The sequence below is a fragment of the Pseudomonas sp. TE21435 genome (assembly GCF_056279265.1).
Window position 1 is genome coordinate 1,009,269 of record NZ_JBWBQZ010000001.1, and the last position, 21,137, is coordinate 1,030,405.

Here is a 21,137-nt window from a genome sequence, read left to right on the forward strand (position 1 = left end):
TCAAGGCATTCGGGAAATAGGGTGCGCGCTGCGCTCGGATAACCTGACGCAGGATCAGGCAGCCGCGGCACACGCCACTGGGGCGCCATTGTGCCGGATTGTAGACCGCTGCGGCGACAAAACGCGCCACTTTGTCGGTGCTCCGGCTGTCAGCAGCTTGACTGCTTCGGCTATGATAGGCCCTTTGATTCAATCGGCCTACCCGGCCGGCTACCTGCATTCAAGGACACTATGAGCAAGCCCACTGCCGACAACGCGCCAAACGCCGCTGCCAAAGGCGCCCCCGCCGTCCCTGTGAACTTCCTGCGGCCGATCGTCCAGGCCGACCTGGACGCGGGCAAGCACCAGAGCATCGTCACCCGTTTCCCGCCGGAGCCCAACGGCTACCTGCACATCGGCCACGCCAAGTCGATCTGCGTCAACTTCGGCCTGGCCAAGGAATTCGGCGGCGCCTGCCACCTGCGTTTCGACGACACCAACCCGGCCAAGGAAGACCAGGAGTACATCGACTCCATCCAGCGTGACGTCAAGTGGCTGGGCTTCGAATGGGCAGGCCCGGTGCGCTATGCATCCGACTACTTTGACCAGTTGCACGCCTGGGCCGTGGAGCTGATCAAGTCGGGCAACGCCTACGTCTGCGACCTGACCCCCGAGCAGGCCAAGGAATACCGCGGCAGCCTGACCGAGCCAGGCAAGAACAGCCCGTTCCGCGAGCGCAGCGTCGAGGACAACCTGGACCTGTTCGCCCGCATGAAGGCCGGCGAGTTCAAGGACGGCGAGCGCGTGCTGCGCGCCAAGATCGACATGGCCTCGCCGAACATGAACCTGCGCGACCCGATCCTGTACCGTATCCGCCATGCCCACCACCACCAAACCGGTGACAAGTGGTGCATCTACCCCAACTACGACTTCACCCATGGTCAGTCGGACGCCATCGAAGGCATCACCCACTCGATCTGCACCCTGGAGTTCGAAAGCCACCGTCCACTGTACGACTGGTTCCTCGACAAGCTGCCGGTGCCGGCGCACCCCCGCCAGTACGAGTTCAGCCGCCTGAACCTGAACTACACCATCACCTCCAAGCGCAAGCTCAAGCAACTGGTGGACGAAGGCCACGTCGAGGCCTGGGACGATCCGCGCATGTCGACCCTGTCGGGTTACCGCCGCCGCGGCTACACCCCGGCCTCGATCCGCAACTTCTGCGAGATGATCGGCACCAACCGTTCCGACGGCGTGGTCGACATGGCGATGCTCGAGTTCAGCATCCGTGACGACCTCGACCGCACCGCGCCGCGCGCCATGTGCGTGCTGCGCCCGCTGAAGGTGGTCATCACCAACTACCCCGAGGGACAGGTCGAGCAGCTCGAACTGCCGCGCCATCCGAAGGAAGACATGGGCGTGCGCGTGCTGCCGTTCGCCCGCGAGCTGTACATCGACCGCGACGACTTCATGGAAGAGCCGCCCAAGGGCTACAAGCGCCTGGAGCCGGCCGGTGAAGTGCGCCTGCGCGGCAGCTACGTGATCCGCGCCGACGAGGCGATCAAGGACGCCGAAGGCAACATCGTCGAGCTGCGCTGCTCGTACGACCCGGACACCCTGGGCAAGAACCCCGAAGGCCGCAAGGTCAAGGGCGTGATCCACTGGGTGCCGGCTGAAGGCAGCATCGAGTGCGAAGTACGTCTGTACGACCGTCTGTTCCGCTCGGCCAACCCAGAGAAGACCGAAGACGGCGGCACGTTCCTCGACAACATCAATCCCGATTCGCTGCAGGTGCTCAGCGGTTGTCGCGCGGAACCTTCCCTGGGCCAGGCCCAACCGGAAGACCGCTTCCAGTTCGAGCGCGAAGGCTACTTCTGCGCCGACCTGAAAGACTCCCAGCCGGGTCGCCCGGTGTTCAACCGCACCGTGACCCTGCGCGACTCGTGGGGCAGCTGAGGAACCTTCGTGCTTACCATCTACAACACGCTGAGCAAGACCAAGGAAGTTTTCAAGCCGCTGGACGGCAACAAGGTGCGCATGTACGTGTGCGGCATGACCGTGTACGACTATTGCCACCTGGGCCACGGCCGCAGCATGGTGGCCTTCGACCTGGTCACCCGCTGGCTGCGCAAGAGCGGCTATGAACTGACCTATGTGCGCAACATCACCGACATCGACGACAAGATCATCAACCGGGCCAACGAGAACGGCGAGTCGTTCGACGCGCTGACCGCCCGAATGATCGACGCGATGCACGAGGACGAGCGCCGCCTGAGCATCCTCAAGCCGGACCTGGAGCCGCGTGCCACCGACCATATCCCCGGCATGCACGCGATGATCCAGACCCTGATCGACAAGGGTTACGCCTACGCGCCGGGCAATGGCGACGTGTACTACCGGGTCGGCAAGTTCGTCGGCTACGGCAAACTGTCACGCAAGAAGATCGAAGACCTGCGCATCGGCGCGCGCATCGAAGTCGACGAGGCCAAGCAGGACCCGCTGGACTTCGTGCTGTGGAAGGGCGTCAAGCCCGGCGAGCCGTACTGGGATTCACCGTGGGGCCCGGGCCGTCCGGGCTGGCACATCGAGTGCTCGGTGATGTCCACCTGCTGCCTGGGCGAGAGCTTCGACATCCACGGTGGCGGCAGCGACCTGGAGTTCCCGCACCACGAGAACGAGATCGCCCAGAGCGAGGCGGCCACCGGCAAGCAATACGCCAACGCCTGGATGCACTGCGGCATGATCCGCATCAATGGCGAGAAGATGTCCAAGTCCTTGAACAACTTCTTCACCATCCGCGACGTGCTCGACAAGTACCACCCGGAAGTGGTGCGTTACCTGCTGGTGGCCAGCCACTATCGCAGCGCGATCAACTACTCCGAGGACAGCCTGCGCGACGCCAAGGGCGCGCTCGAGCGTTTCTACCATGCGCTGCGTGGCCTGCCGCGCGTGGCTGCCCAGGGTGGCGAGGCGTTCGTCGAGCGTTTCACCGTGGCGATGAACGACGACTTCGGCACGCCTGAGGCCTGCGCGGTGCTGTTCGACCTGGTGCGCGAGATCAACCGCCTGCGTGACAGCGACCCCGAGGCCGCCGCCGGCCTGGCCGGTCGTCTGCGCGAGCTGGGGGATGTGCTGGGTGTATTGCAACTGGAAGCCGATGACTTCCTGCGCGCCGGTGCAGAGGGCAAGGTCGATGCCGCCGAAGTGGAGGCGCTGATCCAGGCGCGTCTGCAGGCGCGCACCGACAAGAACTGGGCCGAATCCGACCGCATCCGCGACCACCTGGCCGCCATGGGCGTGGTGCTGGAAGACAGCAAGGGCACCACTACCTGGCGCCTGGCGGACTGATACTGCAACCGGGGCCGCTGTGCGGCCCAGTCGCGGGGCAAACCCGCTCCCACGTCGACGCACCTGCAATTGGGTGTCAATGTGGAAGCGGGCTTGCCCCGCGATGCTTTTCAGGCTGCTACTTTGCCGGCCCCGCCAACGGGCAATGCAGCACCAGTTTTGCCCCACCCAGTGCACTGCTGGCCACCTCCAGCCCGAACCCATGCAAGTCGACAATCGCCGCGACGATCGACAGCCCCAGCCCGAACCCCGCGTGGCGATGGCCTTCCTCGCTGCGGTAGAAGCGCTTCAACACCGCCTCGCGCTCATCCGCCGGGATCCCCGGCCCACTGTCCTCGACTGCAATATGCACGCCGGCCTCGTCCTCGCTGGCGACGATACGCACCTGTCCGCCTTCGGGGGTGAACTTGATGGCATTGCCCACCAGGTTGGCCAGGGCTTCGAACAACAACTCCCGGTCGCCATGCAGCGCCGCCAACTGCGCAGGCTGCTCCAGGTGCAGGCGAATACCGCCATCCTCGGCCAGCGGCAGGTAGAAGTCATGAAGCTCCACCAGCAGCCCCTGCGGGTCGAGCCGGACGAAGCCGGCGCGGCGCTGGCGGTCTTCCAGTTCGCTGATGCGCAGCAGGCCGCGAAAGCGTGCCATCAGCGTGTCGGTCTCGCCAATCGCCTGATCCAGCGCCGCGCCTTCAGCGGAGTCGCTGCTGCTTTGCTGGCGGATGCGGTAGAGCTGGGCGCGCAGGCGTGTCAGTGGCGTGCGCAGGTCGTGGGCGATGTTGTCACAGACGCCCTTGACCTCGTGCATCAGCCGCTCGATGCGGTCGAGCATGGCGTTGACGATGGCGGCAAGCATGTCCAATTCGTCGCGCCGGGCCGACAGGGGCAGGCGGTGGGTGAGGTCGCCGGCGACGATCAGCTCGGCCTGGGCCTGGATTGCGCGGATGCGTTTGAGCGGCCTGCGCCGCAGCAGGTACCAGCCGGCGAAGCCCGGAATCAAGGTCAGCGAGATACCCCAGAGCAGGGCGTCGAGGATGATCCTCGTCACTACGAACAGCGAGCCGTTGTCGCGCACCAGCACCAGCCAGCGACCGTCCTGCACCTTGATCGCCACGGCGTCGCAGCTGTCGCGGGGCAGGTGGGGGTCGTCGGCGTCCAGGCAACGCTTGAGTTCATGGACCTTGCCGTCCAGGCCCAGCTCCGGGGGTAGGGTGCGGATGCGCCCGCCGATCGGGTTGAGCTGAGCGTCGAACAAACCATAGGCGTCGAAGCTGCGTTCCTCGAAGGCCTGGCTTGCCACCAGCGCGTCATCCAGCTGTTTGCCGCTCATGTGGGCGAACAGGTGCTGGCGTTGCAGCATCGAGTGGCGGGTGAGCTTGTTCAGGTAGCTGCTGACCTCGAAGTACAGCACCCCCATGAGGATGCTGCTCCAGGCCACGAACAGGAAACTGTACAGCGCCAGCAGGCGGCTGGTGGAGGAGCTCCAGCCCTTAGACGGGTTCGGCAATGGCATAGCCGGAGCCCCGCACGGTGCGAATCAGCGGGTTCTGGCCGGGCGAGTCGATCTTCTTGCGCAGGCGGCCGATGTGCACGTCGATCAGGTTGGTGCCAGGGTCGAAGTGATAGCCCCAGACTTCCTCGAAGATCATCATCCGGGTGATCACCTGGCCGGAGTGGCGCATCAGGTACTCGAGCAGCTTGTATTCGGTGGGCAGCAGGTTCAGCGCCTGTTCGCCGCGGCGGGCTTCGTGGCTGATCAGGTCCAGCTCGAGGTCGGCGACCTGCAGGCGGGTCTGGGTCATCGGCACGCTATTGCGGCGCAGCAGCACCTCGACCCGGGCGGCCATCTCGTCGGAGGCGAACGGTTTGGTCAGGTAGTCGTCACCGCCGGCGCGCAGGCCGCGCACACGCTCGTCGACGTCCGACAGTGCGCTGATCATCAGGATCGGCGTGGCGATCTTCAGGTTGCGCAGGGTGGTGACGATGGTCAGGCCGTCGACCTCGGGCAGCATGCGGTCCAGGGTGATCAGGTCGTAGCCGCCGGCGATGGCCTTGGCCAGGCCTTCACGGCCATTGTCGGCCCAGTCGACTTCCAGACCGTGGCTGGACAGTTCGGCGACGATTTCCTGGGCGGTGACAGCGTCGTCTTCGATGGTCAGTACGCGTGGCATGCTGGTTCCTGGGCGGCGAGTGGAGACCTGATTGTGCCAAAGAATAGACAACCGGCGATTTAAGAAAAATTCATCTACGCAATACTGCCGTGGCTGACCGGGCGATGGCGCAGCAGTAAAGGAAAAGGGGCGTGCCATTGCTGGCACGCCCCTTTCTCATGACGGCACAGGCTTAAACGACCTTGACGATCCAGCCCGCTGGCGCCTCGACGTCACCGCTCTGGATACCGGTCAGCTCGGCGTACAGCTTCTGCGTCACAGGGCCGACTTCGGTTTCGCTGTGGAATACGTGGAGCTTGCCGTTGTACTGGATGCCACCGATCGGCGTGATCACCGCGGCGGTACCGCAGGCACCGGCTTCGACGAAACGGTCGAGCTTGTCGATTTCCACGTCGCCCTCGATGACCTTAAGGCCCAGGCGCGATTCGGCCAGTTCCATCAGCGACAGGCGGGTGATGCCCGGCAGCACCGAGACCGACTTCGGCGTGACGAATTCGTTGTTGGCGGTGATGCCGAAGAAGTTGGCCGAACCGACTTCCTCGATTTTCTTGTGGGTCAGCGGGTCGAGGTAGATACAGTCGGCGAAGCCGGCTTTCTTGGCTTCATAGCCTGGCTGCAGGCTGGCCGCATAGTTGCCGCCGACCTTGGCCGCGCCGGTGCCTTGCGGGGCGGCACGGTCGAAGTCGGAGATGAGGAATTTGTGCGGGGTCATGCCGCCCTTGAAGTACGAACCGACCGGGATGGCGAAGACCGAGAAGATGAACTCGGGGGCGGTGCGCACGCCGATGTTGTCACCGGTGCCGATCACGAACGGACGCAGGTACAGGGCGCCTTTGCCGTGCGGTGGAACGAATTTTTCGTTGGCCTTGACCACCTGCTTGCAGGCTTCGATGAACTGTTCGGTCGAGACGCGTGGCATCAGCAGGCGGTCGCAGCTGCGCTGCATGCGCGCGGCATTCTGGTCAGGGCGGAACAGGTTGATCGAGCCGTCCTTGCAACGGTAGGCCTTCAGGCCTTCGAAGCACTGCTGGCCATAGTGCAGGGCGGTGGAGCCTTCACTGATGTGCAGCACATTGTCTTCGGTCAGGGTGCCCTTGTCCCACTCGCCGTTACGCCATACGGACAGGTAACGTTTGTCAGTCTTGATGTAGTCGAAACCCAGCTTGTCCCAGTTAATGCTTTCGTTACTCATGACACCCTCATTGCTCTTGCCCGAACACGGCGGGCTGCTTTTATATGCGCACCCCGCCACCTTAATACATCCGGCGCGGATCGGGAACTGTAGGAGATCTGTAGGGGCGGGCCACATGGTTCAGCGCAAGCGCCGGTTCCAGTCCCCGCCATGATCGCGCCAGCAGGCTTCTTCGCTGTCGAAACGCACATGCCAGGCCACATGGTCCAGCGCGATCCCCGCGTCGCTCAGCGCCTGGCCAGTCAGCGCGATCATCCGTGCCTTGTCCGTGCCGGCCAGCGCGCGAGCCTTGTCGGTGTCGTCGGTGAATACCCAGGTGATGCGCAGGCTGGCGGGGAAGTCGTTGAGGTCCACCTGGTGGGTGAGCCAGGCGAAACCGACGATCTCGCCCTGAGCAGTGGCGCAGGCTTCGGTCAGGCAGGCGACCATCTCCCGCTCCAGGCGCGCCAGGGCACGCTTGCCGCTGGCCATCAGACGTTGTCGATCTGCTGGCAGAAGCGCAGGCGGTTGCCGAACGGGTCGGCAACCTGCATTTCCAGGCCCCAGTCGACCGCCTCGGCCTGCGGGCGGGCGTAGCCGTAGCGCTTGGCCAGCAGTTCGCGCTCCAGCGCCTTGAGGTCCTCGACCCGGGCAAACACCGCCGAGCCGGGCGTGGCGTCGCCGTGGTGCTCGGACAGGTGCAGGATCAACCCGTCGCGGTGGATCTGCATGTACAGCGGCAGGTCCGGGGCGAAGCGGTGTTCCCAATCGAGCTGGAAACCCAGGAAATCAAGGTAGAACTCCCGGGCCTTGTCGACCGAGAAGATCCGCAGAATCGGAATGGCGGGGGCGAATTGCATGGGGGCATCCTTGGCTCGAAAAAGGGCAGGGTGGTCACTTTAGCCTACTTCGCCACGCCGGCAGGCACTTGAATTGCGCGTCCGGGCGCAGCCGCTCTGGCCCGCAGCCTTGCGGCATGACTGACGGTTCGAAAGTTTCATCATCGTTCATCTGCGCAGTTGGCCCGCTCCCTGCTATATCCCTCCAGCGAATATTGATCGAGTGGTCAGCCCGGCGCGCCCGCAAGCGCCCCGAGCAGGGCCCTCATCCGGCCGTCAGGCCATGGATTTCAGGGGTTTGAGGATGTCGTTGGCGCAGCAGATCGATCCACCGCAGGCAGACCCGGGCTGGAGCGCCCACCTGCAGTTGCGCTTCATCCAGCGCGATGACGTGACCCGCCTTGGTGCGCGGCGTCATGTCGGACCTCTTTTGGTGCAGCGGCCGTTCTATCCGGAGGGTGCGCCATGCCATGTCTATGTGCTGCACCCGCCAGGGGGCATCGTCGCCGGCGACCGCCTCGAACTTGATGTCCACCTCGAGCCCGGCAGCCATGCCTTGCTGACGATGCCCGGCGCGAGCAAGTTCTACCGCAGCATCGGCCCCACCGCACGGCTCGCCCAGCGCTTTCACCTCGCCGCCGGCAGCACTCTGGAATGGCTGCCGCAGGACAGTATCTTTTTCAATGGCGCCCGCGCCTGCCTCGACAACTGTTTCAGCCTAGAGCCCGGTGCGCGCCTGCTGGCCTGGGAGACGCTGTGCCTGGGTCGCCCGGTGATGAACGAGCGCTTCGAAGAGGGCGCGCTGGACAGCCGCCTGCGCATCGAACTGCCCGGCGACCCCGGCCTGCACGAGCGCCTGCGCATCGAGGGCGGGCAGCTGGGCAAGGTGGCCGGGCACCCGTTGCTCGCCACCTTCTGCGCAGCGCCCGCCGACTCAGCGATGCTGGAGCGGGTGCGTCAGGTTCTCGACGAACTCGACACCCCAGCTGGCGCGACGCTGCTCGGCTCACTGCTGGTGATCCGCCTGCTCGACCACGACAACCAACACCTGCAACGCAACCTGCAGCGCCTCTGGCACCTGCTGCGCCCGGCCGTGCTTGGCCTGGCGCCGTGCCCGCCGCGCATCTGGGCCACCTGAGAGAGCCGCCATGGAGCTGACCCCGCGAGAGAAAGACAAACTGCTGCTGTTCACCGCCGCCTTGCTGGCCGAGCGGCGCTTGGCCCGTGGCCTGAAACTGAACTACCCGGAGGCGGTGGCGTTGATCAGCGCCGCGGTGCTCGAAGGCGCCCGCGATGGCCGCACGGTCGCCGATCTGATGAGCCTGGGCCGCGAGGTGCTGGTGCGCGAGCAGGTGATGGCCGGCGTGCCGGAAATGCTGCACGACGTCCAGGTCGAAGCGACCTTCCCCGACGGCACCAAGCTGGTGACCGTGCATGAACCCATCGTTTGAGGAGGCCGGCATGATTCCCGGAGAAGTCCAGGTCGCCGCAGGCGACATCGAGCTCAATGTCGGCCGCCAGAGCGTCAGCGTCAGCGTGGCCAACCATGGCGACCGCCCGGTGCAGGTGGGCTCGCACTACCACTTCTACGAAGTCAACGACGCCCTGGTGTTCGAGCGCGAGCCGACCCGGGGCTTTCGCCTGGACATCCCGGCCGGCACCGCGGTGCGCTTCGAACCGGGGCAGGCGCGCACCGTGCAACTGGTGGCCTACGCCGGCAAGCGCGAGGTGTATGGCTTTCAGGGCAAGGTGATGGGCGTGTTGGAGGGCAGGGCATGAGCCGCATTTCCCGCCAGGCCTACGCCGACATGTTCGGGCCTACCGTCGGTGACCGCGTGCGCCTGGCCGACACCGCGTTGTGGGTGGAGGTGGAGAAGGACTTCACGATCTACGGCGAGGAGGTCAAGTTCGGCGGCGGCAAGGTGATCCGCGACGGCATGGGCCAGGGCCAGATGCTCGCGGCCGAGGCCATGGACCTGGTGCTGACCAATGCGCTGATCATCGACCACTGGGGCATCGTCAAGGCTGATATCGGCGTCAAGCATGGCCGTATCGCCGCCATCGGCAAGGCCGGCAATCCTGATGTTCAGCCCGGCGTCACGGTACCGGTAGGGCCGGGCACCGAGGTGATTGCCGCCGAAGGCAAGATCGTCACCGCCGGCGGCATCGACTCGCATATCCACTTCATCTGCCCGCAGCAGGTGGAGGAGGCGCTGACCAGCGGCGTGACCACTTTCATCGGCGGCGGCACCGGGCCGGCCACCGGCACCAACGCCACCACCTGCACCCCGGGGCCCTGGTACCTGGCGCGCATGCTCCAGGCCGCCGACTGCCTGCCGATCAACATCGGCCTGCTGGGCAAGGGTAATGCCTCGCGGCCCGAAGCCCTGCGCGAGCAGATCGCCGCTGGCGCCGTGGGCCTCAAGCTGCACGAGGATTGGGGCTCGACGCCTGCCGCCATCGACTGTTGCCTGGGCGTGGCCGAGGAAATGGACATCCAGGTGGCGATCCATACCGACACCCTCAACGAGTCGGGCTGCATCGAGGACACCCTCGCCGCCATCGGCGATCGCACCATCCATACCTTCCACACCGAAGGGGCGGGCGGCGGCCACGCGCCGGACATCATCCGCGCAGCGGGCCAGGCCAACGTGCTGCCTTCCTCGACCAATCCGACACTGCCCTACACCGTGAACACGGTGGACGAGCACCTGGACATGCTCATGGTCTGCCACCACCTGGACCCGAGCATCGCCGAGGACGTCGCCTTCGCCGAATCGCGCATCCGCCGCGAGACCATCGCCGCCGAGGACATCCTCCACGACTTGGGCGCCTTCGCCATGACCTCGTCCGACTCCCAGGCCATGGGGCGGGTCGGCGAGGTGGTGCTGCGCACCTGGCAGGTAGCGCACCAGATGAAGCTGCGCCGCGGCCCGTTGGCCCCGGACAGCAGCTACAGCGACAACTTCCGGGTCAAGCGCTACATCGCCAAGTACACCCTCAACCCGGCGCTGACCCACGGCATCGCCCACGAGGTCGGCTCGGTGGAGGTGGGCAAGCTGGCCGACCTGGTGCTGTGGGCGCCGGCGTTCTTCGCGGTCAAGCCAGCGCTGGTGCTCAAGGGCGGGATGATTGCCACGGCGCCGATGGGCGATATCAACGGCTCGATCCCGACCCCGCAACCGGTGCACTACCGGCCGATGTTCGGCGCCCTGGGCGCGGCCCGGCATGCCACGCGCATGACCTTCCTGCCCCAGGCCGCACTGGATCGTGGCCTGCCCGAGCAACTGAAGCTGCAGAGCCTGATCGGTGTGGCCCACGGTTGCCGGCGGGTACGCAAGGCCGACATGGTCCACAACACCCTGCAACCGCTGATCGAAGTCGACGCGCAGACCTACCAGGTTCGCGCCGATGGCGAGCTGCTGGTGTGCGAGCCGGCGCACGAGTTGCCGCTGGCGCAGCGTTATTTCCTGTTCTGAAGGAGCGAACATGATTGTCCTCACCCGTCGGATCACTGAGTCCGAAGCCATCACCGGCACCGTCACCCTGGATGTCGACAGCCGCATCAAGAGCCGCCTGCGCGTCACCCTGGACGATGGTCGCGAGGCTGGGCTGATGCTCGAGCGCGGCCATCTGCTGCGAGGCGGTGAACTGCTGGCCGATGCTGAAGGCCAGCAGGTCATTCGCGTGCTCGCTGCTCCCGAGACGGTCTCGACTGTGCGCTGCGCCGATCCGCTCCTGCTGGCCCGCGCCGCCTACCACCTGGGCAACCGCCACGTACCGCTGCAGATCGAGCCGGGCCTGTTGCGCTTCCAGCACGACCATGTGCTCGACGACATGCTGCGTGGCCTGGGGCTGGAGGTGGTGGCCGAACAGGCACCGTTCGAGCCCGAGGCCGGCGCCTACCAGAGCGCACCTCACAGCCATTCCCACGGCCATGACCACCCGTTCGTGCGCCTGCCAGCCCATTCCTGACCTCACCCTGGAGCCCACAATGAAAAAGACGTTCGCCCTGGTACTGCTGATGGTGGCCTTGCCGGCCTTCGCCCATCCTGGCCACGACAGCAACCCGTTGCAGGATGGCCTGCTGCACCCGCTGACCGGCCTCGATCACTTGCTGATGCTGCTTGGCACCGGCGTACTCGCCGCCCTCACTCGACGCAACCTGACCTTGCCATTGGCGACCCTGGCCGCGATGTTCGGCGGCGCGGTGTGTGGCCATCTGTTCGGCGATGTGGTCGGCATGGAGCAGATGATCCTCGGCTCGCTGCTGGTGGCCGCCGCCGCCATGCTGTTGCCGAGCCGTCAGCTGCTGCTGTCGCTGATCATGCCGGTATTCGCCCTGTTCCACGGTTGGGCCCATGGCGTGGAAGCCACCCCCAGCGCGTTCTGGCAGTTCAGTGCCGGTTTCGTCACGGTCAGCGGCCTGCTGCTGGCGGCGGGCTTTGGCGTCGGTTGCCTGCTGCGGCGCCATGCCGGCCTGCAGAAGGCCTTCGGCGGCGGTCTGTTGGCGGGCGCTGCGCTGGTGCTGGCCGGCTGATGCACAGCGACCTGGCGCTGCTGCGCTTGCTGCAGTTGGCCAGCCCCGGCTTGCCGGTGGGCGGCTTCACCTACTCGCAAGGCCTGGAATGGGCCGTGGAAGCCGGTTGGGTGAAGGACGCCAAAGGCTTCGCCGCCTGGCAGCGCGAGCAGTTGCACGACACCCTCGGCTACCTCGACTGGCCGTTGCTGGCGCGCCTGTACAAGGCCTGCCAGGCGGACGATGCCGACGCCTTCGCGCACTGGAGCCAGTTTCTTTTGGCCAACCGCGAGACCGCCGAACTGCGCCTTGAGGAACGGCAGCGCGGCAGCGCCCTGGCGCGTCTGCTCGATGGCTGGCAACTGGGGCAGGAGCCTGCCTGGCGCGCCAGCCTTGAGCTCAGCCAGCTGGGCGGCATGGCCTGGCTCGGGGCGTACTGGTCGATCCCGCTGCGCCAGCTCGCCCTGGGCCATGGCTTCGCTTGGCTCGAAGGCGCGGTGATGGCGGGGGTGAAGCTGGTGCCGTTCGGCCAGCAGGCCGCCCAGACCCTGCTGCGCGACTTGGGCGAGGAACTGCCTGCCGTGCTCGATCATGCCCTGACCCTGGACGACGAACAGCTAGGCGGTGGCCTGCCACTGCTGGCCATCGCTTCGTCGCGCCATGAAACCCAATACACCCGTTTGTTCCGTTCCTGAGGACTGCCACGATGCAAAACTACCAGCAACCCCTGCGTGTCGGCGTCGGCGGCCCGGTCGGCTCCGGCAAGACCGCGCTGCTCGAAGCCCTGTGCAAGGCCATGCGTGATCACTACCAGATCGCCGTGGTGACCAATGACATCTACACCAAGGAAGACCAGCGCATCCTCACCGAAGCCGGGGCCTTGGAGCCTGAGCGTATCGTTGGCGTCGAGACCGGCGGCTGCCCGCACACGGCGATCCGCGAGGACGCCTCGATGAACCTGGCCGCCGTCGAGGCGCTGGCGCGCCAGTTCGGCAACCTCGAGGTGATCTTCGTCGAGAGTGGCGGGGACAACCTCAGCGCCACCTTCAGCCCGGAACTGGCCGACCTGACCATCTATGTGATCGATGTCGCCGAGGGCGAGAAGATCCCGCGCAAGGGCGGGCCGGGCATCACCAAGTCGGACTTCCTGGTGATCAACAAGACCGACCTGGCGCCCTATGTGGGGGCGTCGCTGGAGGTGATGGAGCGCGACACCCGACGCATGCGCCCGGAGCGGCCGTGGACGTTCAGCAACCTGAAGAAGGGCGAGGGGCTGCAGGCAGTGATCGATTTCATCGTCGAGCGCGGGATGCTGGGGGTTGGGCGGTAGAGGGCAGCAGCCGTGAGGCCGAGCGCAGCCCGCGCGGCCTCACGGCGGCTGGCCCGGTACCTTGGCGCCGACATGTCCTCCAGTACTATTTCCCACAAGCTAGCGGAGTGCTTTAAAGCGGCGAAGTGGTCTTTTCCTAACGCTGCCTGGGATGAATGACAGATAGAGTCTGTCGGGCTGCAGGAGAAAATGCTTCGTCTGCGCTAATGAAACCAGAAATTACTGAAAGGACACTGTATGAAAAAGGTTGTATCGGCCGCGTTGCTGGTATCTGCAAGCTTGACCCAGATAGCCTATGGCAATGAGCCGGCGAGCTCTCCCAAGGGCGCTTCACCGTTTTTCCAAAGCAGCATTGCGCAGAAGACGCTGCAGGTTGCCGCCACGTTCATCGGTGACGTTGGATCAAGCGTATGCCCGGCCGGGACGGCTCGAAGTTCAGCCGGCGACTGTCAGCCTCCTATTGAGTTCGACTGATATAACTCGGGGTGGGCAGCTCAGGGAAATGGCGAACATAACTGCATTCCCCTCAGGGCCGCAGCGATTGGCCAATGCATTGAAGTCAAAAAGAACCGTCTCATCTACACCCGCATCAGCGTGCTCTTGATGACCGAGTCCACCGCGGCAACCGTCCCTCCGCTAAGCGCTCTCTATCAAGCACATCGCGACTGGCTCCAGCGACGCCTGGACTACGCCAATATCACCGCCCGCCTGCGGGTCAGTGAGCGCACGGTCAAGCGCTACATGGTCAGGGCGTGCGAGCATTGCCTGTTGGTGGCGCTGTGAACGCGCGCACTCAGCGCATCACCCTCCAACAGGTGCATTGCGGATGTCCCTGAACTCTCTGATTCGCCCCTTGCCCACGCCTGTGCGCCAGCGTGCAAAATGTGCTCGACATCGCCTACTGGCCTGACCTGGCGGGTATCGGCAACGGTCGGTTTCTGATGCCTAGCGGGCCAAGGCCTGGTTCGGCTTGTAGAACAGGAAGTGCGTCGTCTGGGCCGTCTTGCGATAGGCCTTGGCCCAGTCGGGGCGGACGCTACGGTCATGGAAATACAGGGCGCCGCCGGTGGGGTCCTTGAGCTGCTGGTTGAGTGCCTTGCGGGCGATTTCCTTGGCCACGGCGTAGCGCTGCGCTTCTTCCACCTGATCGGGGCGCCCGTCGCACCACCAGGAGAACTGGCAGCTCTTGCTCTCGACTCCCTGCTTGACCACCGCGCAGATACTGTCGGGGAAGCCTTCGTGGCCGAGGCGATTGAGCACCACGCTGGCCACCGCGCTCATGTCCTCGGCGTCGGCGCCCTTGGCTTCCCAGTAGATGGTGCGGGCCAGGCAGGTGATGCTGTCGTCCATCGGCGCCTGGCCCGCCGGGTCGACGGCCTGGACTTCGCCGGGAGTCAGGGTTTCCTGTTTTTTCGGCGGCGGGGCGTCCTCGACCACCTTCTCCTCGAGCACCTGCGCCTTGTCTTCGGCAACGGCGGCCTGCTGGCTGTCAGCGGCGGGGAGGGGGCCTGCGAGCAGGGTCAGGGACACACCGAACAGCATCCACGCAAGGCGCATGATCGAGACTCCGCGAGAGGGCTGCTCACAGTCTAGCCGTTCGGCTTCAATTCAGTGTCAGGCTCAGCACCAGGGGCAGGGTCGCGGCGGCGGTGATGGTCTGCAGGGCGATGATGGTGGCCATCAACGGTGCATTGCCGCCCATCTGCCGGGCCATCACATAGGACGAGGAAGCGGTGGGCAGTGCCTGGAACAGCACCGCCACCACCGCTGCCTGGCCACCCAGCCCGAGCAACCGGCACAGGCCCCAGGTAGTCACCGGCATGACCAGGAACTTGAATAGCGACGCCGCCAGCACCGGCCTGACCTGCTGGCCCAGTCGCGCCCCGCCGAGCGCCGCGCCGACGCACAGCAAGCCAAGCGGCAGCGCCGCCTGGCCCAGGGCCTTGACCGTGGGCTCCAGGCCGGCCGGCAGGCCGAGGCCGGTTACCCGTAGCAACAGGCCAGCCGCGCAGCCGATGATCAACGGGTTGGCGAAGATCGCCTTGAGCACTGTGGTCGGTGAGCTGTGGCGTGCGCTGAAGCGGGCGAATACCAGCACACAGAGCAGGTTGACCAGCGGCACGATGGCGGCGTTGGCCACCGCCGCCAGGGCGATGCCGGCAGTGCCGTAGAGGCCGGCGGCCAGGGTGGCGCCAATGTAGTTGTTGAAGCGCACGCCACCCTGGAACACCGAGGTGAAGTCGCCGCCGTCATGGCTGGCGACGCCCTGGTAGAGCACCAGCAGCAGGGCGCCGAGCAGGGTCGAGAGCATCAGCACGCCGACCATGCCCAGTACCGGCACGCCTTCAAGGTTGGCGGTGGCCAGGCCGTGCAGGAACAACGACGGCAGCAGCACGTAATAGCTCAGGCGTTCGGCGCCGGGCCAGAAGGTTTCGGCGAGAAAGCCACGGACCCGCAGCCAGGTGCCCAGGGCGATGAGCAGGATGATCGGGACGAGAGTAGTGAGCAGCAGGTGGAGCATGGCGGGTGGTCCGTGGCCGGGTACAGGCACAGACTAGCGGAGTTGAGTGAGCAGAAAAAACGGTGTTTTCTTGAGTGACCGTTGAGAAAAAATGCACTGTCTACACCGCTGCGTAGCGCTTTCGCCAGTATTCAAGCCTCGAGCGCGGTCTTCAACACCGCGCTCAGGTGCCGCCGCTGGCTCTTTTCATGTTCCAGCAGCACCATGCGCCGGATCAGCTGCGGTTCACCGAAGGGCAGCACGGTGGCGGCGGGCAGCCGGTCGAGGTCGTCGTCGCTCATGGGGATGACCGCCACCCCGAGCCCCATGGCCGCCATGCGCGCCAGGGCCTCCTGGCTGTCCAGCTCCATCTGTTCGTTGACTTGCAGGCGCTGGCGGCGCAGTTCCTGTTCGATCTGGCGGCCGGCCCATGCGCGTTTGTCGAAGCGCAGGAACGGCTGGCTGGCGAGCAGCGCAGACAAGCTCTGGCCCGACAGATCCGGGCTGGCGATGGCCCAGAAGCGGTCCTCGAACAGCGGCGTGTACTGCAGGCTTTGCGGGTAGGGGCTGACCGGTTCGGTAGTGATCGCCGCGTCCAGCTCGCCATCTTCCACCCGTCGGGCGAGTTCCGCAGACATGCCCGACACCACGCTGACATGCAGCTCGGGGTGGTGCGCCTTGATCCACACCAGTGCCCTGGGCAGGCGCCGGGCGAGCACGGTGTGGATCGCGCCGATGCGCAGGCGACCGCGCAGGCTGGTGCCACTGGCCAGGGTGTCGGCCAGTTCGTCGTAGGCAGCCAGGATGCCTTCGGCGCGGGCCACCGCCAGTTGGCCGGCCTCGGTCAGCATCACCTGGCGGCGGCTGCGGTCGAACAGGGCAACCTGCAGCTCGTCTTCCAGGGTCTTGATGTGCAGGCTCACCGCCGAAGGGGTCAGGCTCAGCAGGTCGGCGGCGCGGGCGAAGGTGCCATGGCGGGCGATGGTGACCAGGGTGCGCAGGGCTTTGAGGGACACGCGGGGCTCCGGTTCGTGACGTGGCGGGCTCACCCTGTCGAGGGCAATAGGTACGATACGCGAATGCGAGCCTCAACGCCCGGGGCGTCCGTATGCCTGGCTGATGCGGTCGATCACCATCGCCAGCGCGACGATCGCCAGGCCCGCCTCGACGCCTTGGCCGACGTTGAGGGTCTGGATACCGGCCAGCACGTCCTCGCCCAGCCCGCGGGCGCCGATCATCGAGGCTACCACCACCATCGACAGGGCCATCATCACCGACTGGTTGAGCCCGGCCATGATGCTTGGCAGGGCCAGCGGCAAGGCGATGCGTCGCAGCCGTTGCCAGCGGCTGGCACCCAGGCCGTGGGCGGCCTGCAGCAGCGACGGGTCGATCTGCGAAAGGCCCAGCTCGGTCAGGCGCACCAGTGGCGGCAGGGCGTAGATCAGCGTGGCGAACACTGCCGGCACCTTGCCCAGGCCGAACAGCATCAGCACCGGGATCAGGTAGACGAAGGCCGGCAGGGTCTGCATCACGTCGAGCACCGGCAGGATCAGGCGCCGGGCCAGGGGCCGGGTGGCCAGCAGGATGCCCAGCGGCACCCCGATCAGCACGCACAGGCCGGTGCTGACCAGCACCAGGGCGAGGGTCTGCAGCAGCTTGTCCCACAGCCCGAGCATGCCAATCAGTGCCAGCAGTAGTGGCAGCATCAACGCCCGGACCAGGCTGCGGCTGGCATGCCAGGCCAGCAGGCCGACCAGCACCAGCAGCAGCCACCAGGGCAGCAGGCGGAGCAGGTTTTCCAGGCCTAGCAGCAGTTGCAGCAACTGGTCGGAGACGGTGCGCAGATGGTCGCCATAGTGCAGGACCAGCCAGTCGACAAGGCGGTTGACCCAAGCGGCGAAAGAAAATTGCAGGGCTTCGGGAAAACCACCGCTCACAGGCCGGCCTCGACCTTGGCGGCGTTTTCGGCGGGCAGCCAGGCCTTCCACACCGCGGGGTTTGCACGCAGGAAGGCGATCGCCGCGTCGCGGGGTTTCTGCCGGGTTTCGCTCATGCGCGCCAGGGCCTTGTTCAGGGTGTCGATGGGCAGGTCGACTTTCTCGAATACGGCGACCAGTTCCGGGTGGGCGTCACGAAACGCCTTCGACACCCCGATCGAGAGCTTGGCCGGCAGCGAACGGCTGCCTTTGGGAGCGGGATTGGCGGGATCTGTGAGGGTGGCCCAGGCGGCTGCATCGAACGGGGGCTCTTCGAGGCGTACCAGGTCGTAGCGGCCCATCAGCGGAGTAGGGCTCCAGTAGTAGAACAGCACGGGCTTGCCGAGCTTGATCTTGGCGGTGATCTCGGCGTCGAGGGCCGCGCCGGTGCCGCTGCGGAAGTTGTTGTACAGCCCGTCCAGGCCATAGGCCTTGAGCTTCTGGCTGTTGACGGTCTCGGAAGTCCAGCCGCTGGGGCTGTTGAGGAAGCGGCCCTTGCCGGGCGCCTCGGGGTCGTCGAATACCTGGGGGTAGCGTTTGAGGTCGTCGACGCTGCGCAGGTCCGGCGCAAGGGGTTCGAGGTTGCGTGCCGGGTCGCCCTTTATGATGTAGGCCGGTACCCACCAGCCTTCCTCCGCGTTCTTCACCGTGTCGCCCAGGGCGAACACCTGGCCGGCCTGCTCGGCCTTGACCCAGGCGGGGCTGCGCCCGGCCCATTCCTCGGCGATCACTTGCAGGTCGTTGCGCGCCAGGGCCACTTCCATGCTCACGGTGCTGCCGGGCAGGGTGTCGGTGGGGTAGTCGTAGCCACGTTCGACGATCAGGCGCAGGATCTCGGTGGTCAGTGCGCCGCTTTCCCAGCCGATGGCGCCGAAGTGGATGGGTTGCTCGGCCGCAGCGGCGGAGTCGGTGCTGGCCAGGCCGAAGGCAAGGAGCAGGCTGGCCAGCAGGGTAGGAACTTTCTTCATCGGGGCCTCGTCGGTGCCGGTCCGTGGGTTCCGGCAAAAGTGTAGACGACGAGGCTTTGCAGCCGAGACCACCTGCGAGCGGCCCCGGCGTTTGGCAGTTAAACGCGGAACTGATCCATCAACCCCTGCTGCTGGTTGGCCAGGCTGTTGAGCGACTGGCTGACCCGTGCCGATTCGTTGGCCTGGCCGCTCAGCGACTCGGTCACGTCACGGATGGTGGCGACGTTGCTGTTGATCTCCTCGGCCACCGCGCTCTGTTCCTCGGCGGCGCTGGCGATCTGCAGGTTCATGTCGGTGATCACGGTCACCGCCTGGCCGATGCGCTGCAGCGCGGTAACGGCCTGGCCGACCTGTTCCACGCCACCCTGGGCCTGGCGATGGCTGCTGTCCATGGCGCCGACCACTTCCTGGGTGCCGGCCTGCAGGGCCTCGATCACCTGGCGGGTTTCCTCCACCGACTCCTGGGTACGGCGCGCCAGGTTGCGCACTTCGTCGGCGACCACGGCGAAGCCGCGGCCAGCCTCGCCGGCACGGGCCGCCTCAATCGCGGCGTTGAGCGCCAGCAGGTTGGTCTGCTCGGCGATCGAGCGAATGACCTCGAGCACCGAACCGATCTTCTCGCTGTTGCGCGCCAGGCCCTCGACCTGGGCCATGGCGCCGCTCATGTCGGCGGCCAGGGTATCGATGCTGGTGGTGGTGCGGTCGATCACCGCCAGGCCTTCGCGGGTGGCCTGGTCGGCTTCACGCGCGGCCTGGGCGGCCTGGGCCGCGCTGCGGGCGACATCCTGGGCAGTGGCGCTCATTTCGTGGGAGGCGGTGGCCACCTGGTCGACCTGGCGGTACTGCTGTTCCATGCCGGCGCTGGTCTCGGCGGCGATGGCCGCGGACTGGTCGGCGGTGCCGCGGGCGGCCTGGACCGAGCGCTTGACCTCGGCGATGGTCGGCTGCAGCTTGTCGAGGAAGCGATTGAACCAACCGGCCAGTTCGCCCAGTTCGTCCTGCTTGTCGTATTGCAGGCGGCGGGTCAGGTCGCCTTCGCCGCTGGCGATGTCCTTGAGCATGGCGGCCACGCCAAGGATCGGCCGGGTCACGCCGCGGGCCATCAGCCACACCAGCAGCAGGCCGGCGATGGCGGCGGCCAGGCCCAGGCCCAGTTCGAGCAGGGTGCCGCTGGTGTTGAGGGCGTCGAGTTCTACCTTGAGCGCCTCGGCCGGCCCGGTCAGGGCGCTTTCCGGTACGTCCAGCAGCACGCCCCAGGGCTTGCCGCCGGGGATCGGCTCGAAGGCGGCCAGTACTTTCAGGCGCTGCTGGTCATGGAGGATCTGCAGCTTGCCTTCGGCGAGCTTGCGCACCAGTTCCGCGCCCTGGGTCCGGTCGACCTGGTCGAAGCGCTGGGCCAGCTTGCCGGCATCGGCGCTGTAACCGGCCAGCAGGCCCACGGGGCTGAGGATGCCGACGGTGGTCTGGCCCTCGTAAAGGCTGCGGCTGGCGGTCTGGCTCAAAGCCTGCAAACTGTTGAGGTTGATGTCGATGGACAGGGTGGCGATGACCTTGTCGCCAGCCTTGAGCGGGAAGACGATGCTGGTCATCAGCACCCGCTGGCCGTCGATGTCATAGAAGTACGGCTCGACCACGCACACTGTGCCGGTGCTGCGCGGGCACACCCACCAGGTGTTGGCCGGCTGGCCGCTGGGGCCGATCTCGGTGTTGGCCATGTCGTGCTCGGGCAGCGCCATCGAGGTCAGCTGGCCGACCCGCGGCTGCGACCAGTACAGGGCGAAGCGCCCGGTCTCGTTGCTGCCCAACTCGCCCTGGCCGGCGAACAGCTTGTCCTTGCCATCCAGCGCGCCCGGTTCGAACACCAGCGACAGGCCGAGCAGGTCGGGGTTGGCCTGCAGCGCGGCACGCACCTGGGCAGTCATGTCCTGGCGCAGATCGTAGGCGTCGAGGAAGCGCTTTTCCGCCTGCTCACGCAGGAACAGCACCTGGCGGGCGAAACCGGCGCCGTACTGGTAGGCGTCCATGAACTGACGACGGATGTTCAGGGCCTGGACCTCGCCCTGGGACTCGATGCGCGACTGGGCCGAGTCGGAGAGCATGCGCATGCTGCTGGCTTTCACCAGGTCCGAACTGTGGTCCATGCGGTACAGCGAAAGGCCGACGAGCAGGGTGACGATTGCCGCCAGGCACAGGCCCGCCAGCAGGGTGATCTTCCATTGGATGGAGAGTTGTCGCAGCAAAGGCATGGGGAAAATCCCTTGTAATAGGTTTGATGCTGCCGACTGTGTCGGCTTGCTCGGATTTTTCTTTATTCAAACGTTCAATTAAACCCTGCGACT

Annotated in this window: 22 protein-coding genes and 2 pseudogenes; 12 read left to right on the plus strand and 12 right to left on the minus strand. The window is 66.0% G+C overall.

Annotation, left to right across the window (positions count from 1 at the left end):
* Positions 1-231 precede the first annotated feature (231 nt).
* Complete coding sequence (locus ACZ9C1_RS04550) at positions 232-1,935, plus strand: glutamine--tRNA ligase/YqeY domain fusion protein (protein WP_102682320.1); 1,704 nt, start codon at positions 232-234, stop codon at positions 1,933-1,935.
* 9 nt (positions 1,936-1,944) lie between these two features.
* Positions 1,945-3,327: a cysteine--tRNA ligase gene (cysS, locus tag ACZ9C1_RS04555; RefSeq protein WP_430944135.1), complete on the plus strand. Its 1,383-nt coding sequence runs from the start codon at positions 1,945-1,947 to the stop codon at positions 3,325-3,327.
* 118 nt (positions 3,328-3,445) lie between these two features.
* Here the strand turns inward: cysS and ACZ9C1_RS04560 are convergent, their stop codons facing one another.
* The 5 genes from ACZ9C1_RS04560 to ACZ9C1_RS04580 all read right to left on the minus strand — a co-directional run bounded on the left by ACZ9C1_RS04560 (position 3,446) and on the right by ACZ9C1_RS04580 (position 7,526).
* The gene (locus ACZ9C1_RS04560; protein ID WP_476253663.1) at positions 3,446-4,837 is read right to left on the minus strand and encodes a sensor histidine kinase; all 1,392 of its coding nucleotides are present in this window, start codon (positions 4,835-4,837) and stop codon (positions 3,446-3,448) included.
* On the minus strand, positions 4,815-5,495 hold the full coding sequence (locus ACZ9C1_RS04565; protein ID WP_038706001.1) for a response regulator transcription factor: 681 nt from the start codon (positions 5,493-5,495) through the stop codon (positions 4,815-4,817). The genes ACZ9C1_RS04560 and ACZ9C1_RS04565 overlap by 23 nt, the downstream gene beginning before the upstream one ends.
* Positions 5,496-5,667: 172 nt before the next feature.
* Positions 5,668-6,687, minus strand: a complete 1,020-nt coding sequence (locus tag ACZ9C1_RS04570; RefSeq protein WP_038706002.1) for a branched-chain amino acid aminotransferase — start codon at positions 6,685-6,687, stop codon at positions 5,668-5,670.
* A 120-nt stretch (positions 6,688-6,807) separates the two neighbouring features.
* Positions 6,808-7,161 carry a hypothetical protein gene (locus ACZ9C1_RS04575; RefSeq protein ID WP_110699731.1) on the minus strand — a complete coding sequence of 118 codons (354 nt, stop codon included), beginning with the start codon at positions 7,159-7,161 and terminating at the stop codon, positions 6,808-6,810.
* A complete protein-coding gene (locus ACZ9C1_RS04580) occupies positions 7,158-7,526 on the minus strand; it encodes a glyoxalase superfamily protein (protein ID WP_046855821.1) in 369 nt (122 codons plus the stop codon). The genes ACZ9C1_RS04575 and ACZ9C1_RS04580 overlap by 4 nt, the downstream gene beginning before the upstream one ends.
* A 283-nt stretch (positions 7,527-7,809) precedes the next feature.
* On the opposite strand from ACZ9C1_RS04580, the gene ACZ9C1_RS04585 reads away from it, so the two are divergent.
* The 10 genes and pseudogenes from ACZ9C1_RS04585 to ACZ9C1_RS04630 all read left to right on the plus strand — a co-directional run.
* Positions 7,810-8,643 carry an urease accessory protein UreD gene (locus tag ACZ9C1_RS04585; RefSeq protein WP_457378100.1) on the plus strand — a complete coding sequence of 278 codons (834 nt, stop codon included), beginning with the start codon at positions 7,810-7,812 and terminating at the stop codon, positions 8,641-8,643.
* A gap of 10 nt (positions 8,644-8,653) precedes the next feature.
* On the plus strand, positions 8,654-8,956 hold the full coding sequence (locus ACZ9C1_RS04590; protein ID WP_139670924.1) for an urease subunit gamma: 303 nt from the start codon (positions 8,654-8,656) through the stop codon (positions 8,954-8,956).
* Positions 8,957-8,966: 10 nt separating this feature from the next.
* Positions 8,967-9,284, plus strand: coding sequence for an urease subunit beta (locus tag ACZ9C1_RS04595; protein ID WP_110699374.1), 318 nt, complete (start codon positions 8,967-8,969; stop codon positions 9,282-9,284).
* Positions 9,281-10,984 carry an urease subunit alpha gene (gene ureC / locus ACZ9C1_RS04600; protein ID WP_102682313.1) on the plus strand — a complete coding sequence of 568 codons (1,704 nt, stop codon included), beginning with the start codon at positions 9,281-9,283 and terminating at the stop codon, positions 10,982-10,984. The genes ACZ9C1_RS04595 and ureC overlap by 4 nt, the downstream gene beginning before the upstream one ends.
* Positions 10,985-10,994: 10 nt before the next feature.
* Positions 10,995-11,480 carry an urease accessory protein UreE gene (ureE, locus tag ACZ9C1_RS04605; protein ID WP_139670926.1) on the plus strand — a complete coding sequence of 162 codons (486 nt, stop codon included), beginning with the start codon at positions 10,995-10,997 and terminating at the stop codon, positions 11,478-11,480.
* 19 nt (positions 11,481-11,499) lie between these two features.
* Complete coding sequence (locus tag ACZ9C1_RS04610; protein WP_110699368.1) at positions 11,500-12,045, plus strand: HupE/UreJ family protein; 546 nt, start codon at positions 11,500-11,502, stop codon at positions 12,043-12,045.
* Positions 12,045-12,719, plus strand: coding sequence for an urease accessory protein UreF (locus ACZ9C1_RS04615; protein WP_277503810.1), 675 nt, complete (start codon positions 12,045-12,047; stop codon positions 12,717-12,719). The genes ACZ9C1_RS04610 and ACZ9C1_RS04615 overlap by 1 nt, the downstream gene beginning before the upstream one ends.
* A gap of 11 nt (positions 12,720-12,730) precedes the next feature.
* Positions 12,731-13,354 (plus strand): urease accessory protein UreG, encoded by a 624-nt coding sequence (gene ureG / locus ACZ9C1_RS04620; RefSeq protein ID WP_102682309.1) that lies wholly within the window; start codon positions 12,731-12,733, stop codon positions 13,352-13,354.
* A gap of 237 nt (positions 13,355-13,591) precedes the next feature.
* Positions 13,592-13,828, plus strand: coding sequence for a hypothetical protein (locus tag ACZ9C1_RS04625; protein ID WP_277503811.1), 237 nt, complete (start codon positions 13,592-13,594; stop codon positions 13,826-13,828).
* A 222-nt stretch (positions 13,829-14,050) separates the two neighbouring features.
* Positions 14,051-14,137, plus strand: a pseudogene (locus tag ACZ9C1_RS04630) (sigma-70 family RNA polymerase sigma factor); the annotation flags it as partial.
* A gap of 162 nt (positions 14,138-14,299) precedes the next feature.
* On the opposite strand, the gene ACZ9C1_RS04635 reads toward ACZ9C1_RS04630, so the two are convergent.
* The 7 genes and pseudogenes from ACZ9C1_RS04635 to ACZ9C1_RS04665 form a co-directional block, all read right to left on the minus strand.
* On the minus strand, positions 14,300-14,911 hold the full coding sequence (locus ACZ9C1_RS04635; RefSeq protein ID WP_198754561.1) for a cell wall hydrolase: 612 nt from the start codon (positions 14,909-14,911) through the stop codon (positions 14,300-14,302).
* A 46-nt stretch (positions 14,912-14,957) separates the two neighbouring features.
* Positions 14,958-15,875: an AEC family transporter gene (locus tag ACZ9C1_RS04640; RefSeq protein WP_102682307.1), complete on the minus strand. Its 918-nt coding sequence runs from the start codon at positions 15,873-15,875 to the stop codon at positions 14,958-14,960.
* Positions 15,876-16,006: 131 nt separating this feature from the next.
* Positions 16,007-16,870 (minus strand): LysR family transcriptional regulator, encoded by an 864-nt coding sequence (locus tag ACZ9C1_RS04645; protein ID WP_476253664.1) that lies wholly within the window; start codon positions 16,868-16,870, stop codon positions 16,007-16,009.
* Positions 16,871-16,942: 72 nt separating this feature from the next.
* Complete coding sequence (locus tag ACZ9C1_RS04650) at positions 16,943-17,791, minus strand: ABC transporter permease (protein WP_102682305.1); 849 nt, start codon at positions 17,789-17,791, stop codon at positions 16,943-16,945.
* Positions 17,788-18,798, minus strand: coding sequence for an ABC transporter substrate-binding protein (locus tag ACZ9C1_RS04655; RefSeq protein WP_476253665.1), 1,011 nt, complete (start codon positions 18,796-18,798; stop codon positions 17,788-17,790). Before ACZ9C1_RS04655 ends, ACZ9C1_RS04650 begins: the two co-directional genes overlap by 4 nt.
* Before the next feature lie 98 nt (positions 18,799-18,896).
* Complete coding sequence (locus ACZ9C1_RS04660) at positions 18,897-19,652, minus strand: methyl-accepting chemotaxis protein (RefSeq protein ID WP_371041468.1); 756 nt, start codon at positions 19,650-19,652, stop codon at positions 18,897-18,899.
* 102 nt (positions 19,653-19,754) lie between these two features.
* Positions 19,755-21,044: pseudogene (locus ACZ9C1_RS04665) on the minus strand (methyl-accepting chemotaxis protein); the annotation flags it as partial.
* Between the last annotated feature and the right edge of the window lie 93 nt (positions 21,045-21,137).

Excerpts from the sequence above, each read along its gene's own strand:
- ACZ9C1_RS04550 (WP_102682320.1), top strand. The coding sequence starts at position 232 with ATGAGCAAGCCCACTGCCGACAACGCGCCAAACGCCGCTGCCAAAGGC.
- ACZ9C1_RS04560 (WP_476253663.1), bottom strand. The coding sequence starts at position 4,837 with ATGCCATTGCCGAACCCGTCTAAGGGCTGGAGCTCCTCCACCAGCCGC.
- ACZ9C1_RS04565 (WP_038706001.1), bottom strand. The coding sequence starts at position 5,495 with ATGCCACGCGTACTGACCATCGAAGACGACGCTGTCACCGCCCAGGAA.
- ACZ9C1_RS04570 (WP_038706002.1), bottom strand. The coding sequence starts at position 6,687 with ATGAGTAACGAAAGCATTAACTGGGACAAGCTGGGTTTCGACTACATC.
- ACZ9C1_RS04580 (WP_046855821.1), bottom strand. The coding sequence starts at position 7,526 with ATGCAATTCGCCCCCGCCATTCCGATTCTGCGGATCTTCTCGGTCGAC.
- ACZ9C1_RS04585 (WP_457378100.1), top strand. The coding sequence starts at position 7,810 with ATGTCGTTGGCGCAGCAGATCGATCCACCGCAGGCAGACCCGGGCTGG.
- ACZ9C1_RS04590 (WP_139670924.1), top strand. The coding sequence starts at position 8,654 with ATGGAGCTGACCCCGCGAGAGAAAGACAAACTGCTGCTGTTCACCGCC.
- ACZ9C1_RS04595 (WP_110699374.1), top strand. The coding sequence starts at position 8,967 with ATGATTCCCGGAGAAGTCCAGGTCGCCGCAGGCGACATCGAGCTCAAT.
- ureC (WP_102682313.1), top strand. The coding sequence starts at position 9,281 with ATGAGCCGCATTTCCCGCCAGGCCTACGCCGACATGTTCGGGCCTACC.
- ureE (WP_139670926.1), top strand. The coding sequence starts at position 10,995 with ATGATTGTCCTCACCCGTCGGATCACTGAGTCCGAAGCCATCACCGGC.
- ACZ9C1_RS04610 (WP_110699368.1), top strand. The coding sequence starts at position 11,500 with ATGAAAAAGACGTTCGCCCTGGTACTGCTGATGGTGGCCTTGCCGGCC.
- ACZ9C1_RS04615 (WP_277503810.1), top strand. The coding sequence starts at position 12,045 with ATGCACAGCGACCTGGCGCTGCTGCGCTTGCTGCAGTTGGCCAGCCCC.
- ureG (WP_102682309.1), top strand. The coding sequence starts at position 12,731 with ATGCAAAACTACCAGCAACCCCTGCGTGTCGGCGTCGGCGGCCCGGTC.
- ACZ9C1_RS04625 (WP_277503811.1), top strand. The coding sequence starts at position 13,592 with ATGAAAAAGGTTGTATCGGCCGCGTTGCTGGTATCTGCAAGCTTGACC.
- ACZ9C1_RS04635 (WP_198754561.1), bottom strand. The coding sequence starts at position 14,911 with ATGCGCCTTGCGTGGATGCTGTTCGGTGTGTCCCTGACCCTGCTCGCA.
- ACZ9C1_RS04640 (WP_102682307.1), bottom strand. The coding sequence starts at position 15,875 with ATGCTCCACCTGCTGCTCACTACTCTCGTCCCGATCATCCTGCTCATC.
- ACZ9C1_RS04655 (WP_476253665.1), bottom strand. The coding sequence starts at position 18,798 with ATGAAGAAAGTTCCTACCCTGCTGGCCAGCCTGCTCCTTGCCTTCGGC.
- ACZ9C1_RS04660 (WP_371041468.1), bottom strand. The coding sequence starts at position 19,652 with ATGGAACAGCAGTACCGCCAGGTCGACCAGGTGGCCACCGCCTCCCAC.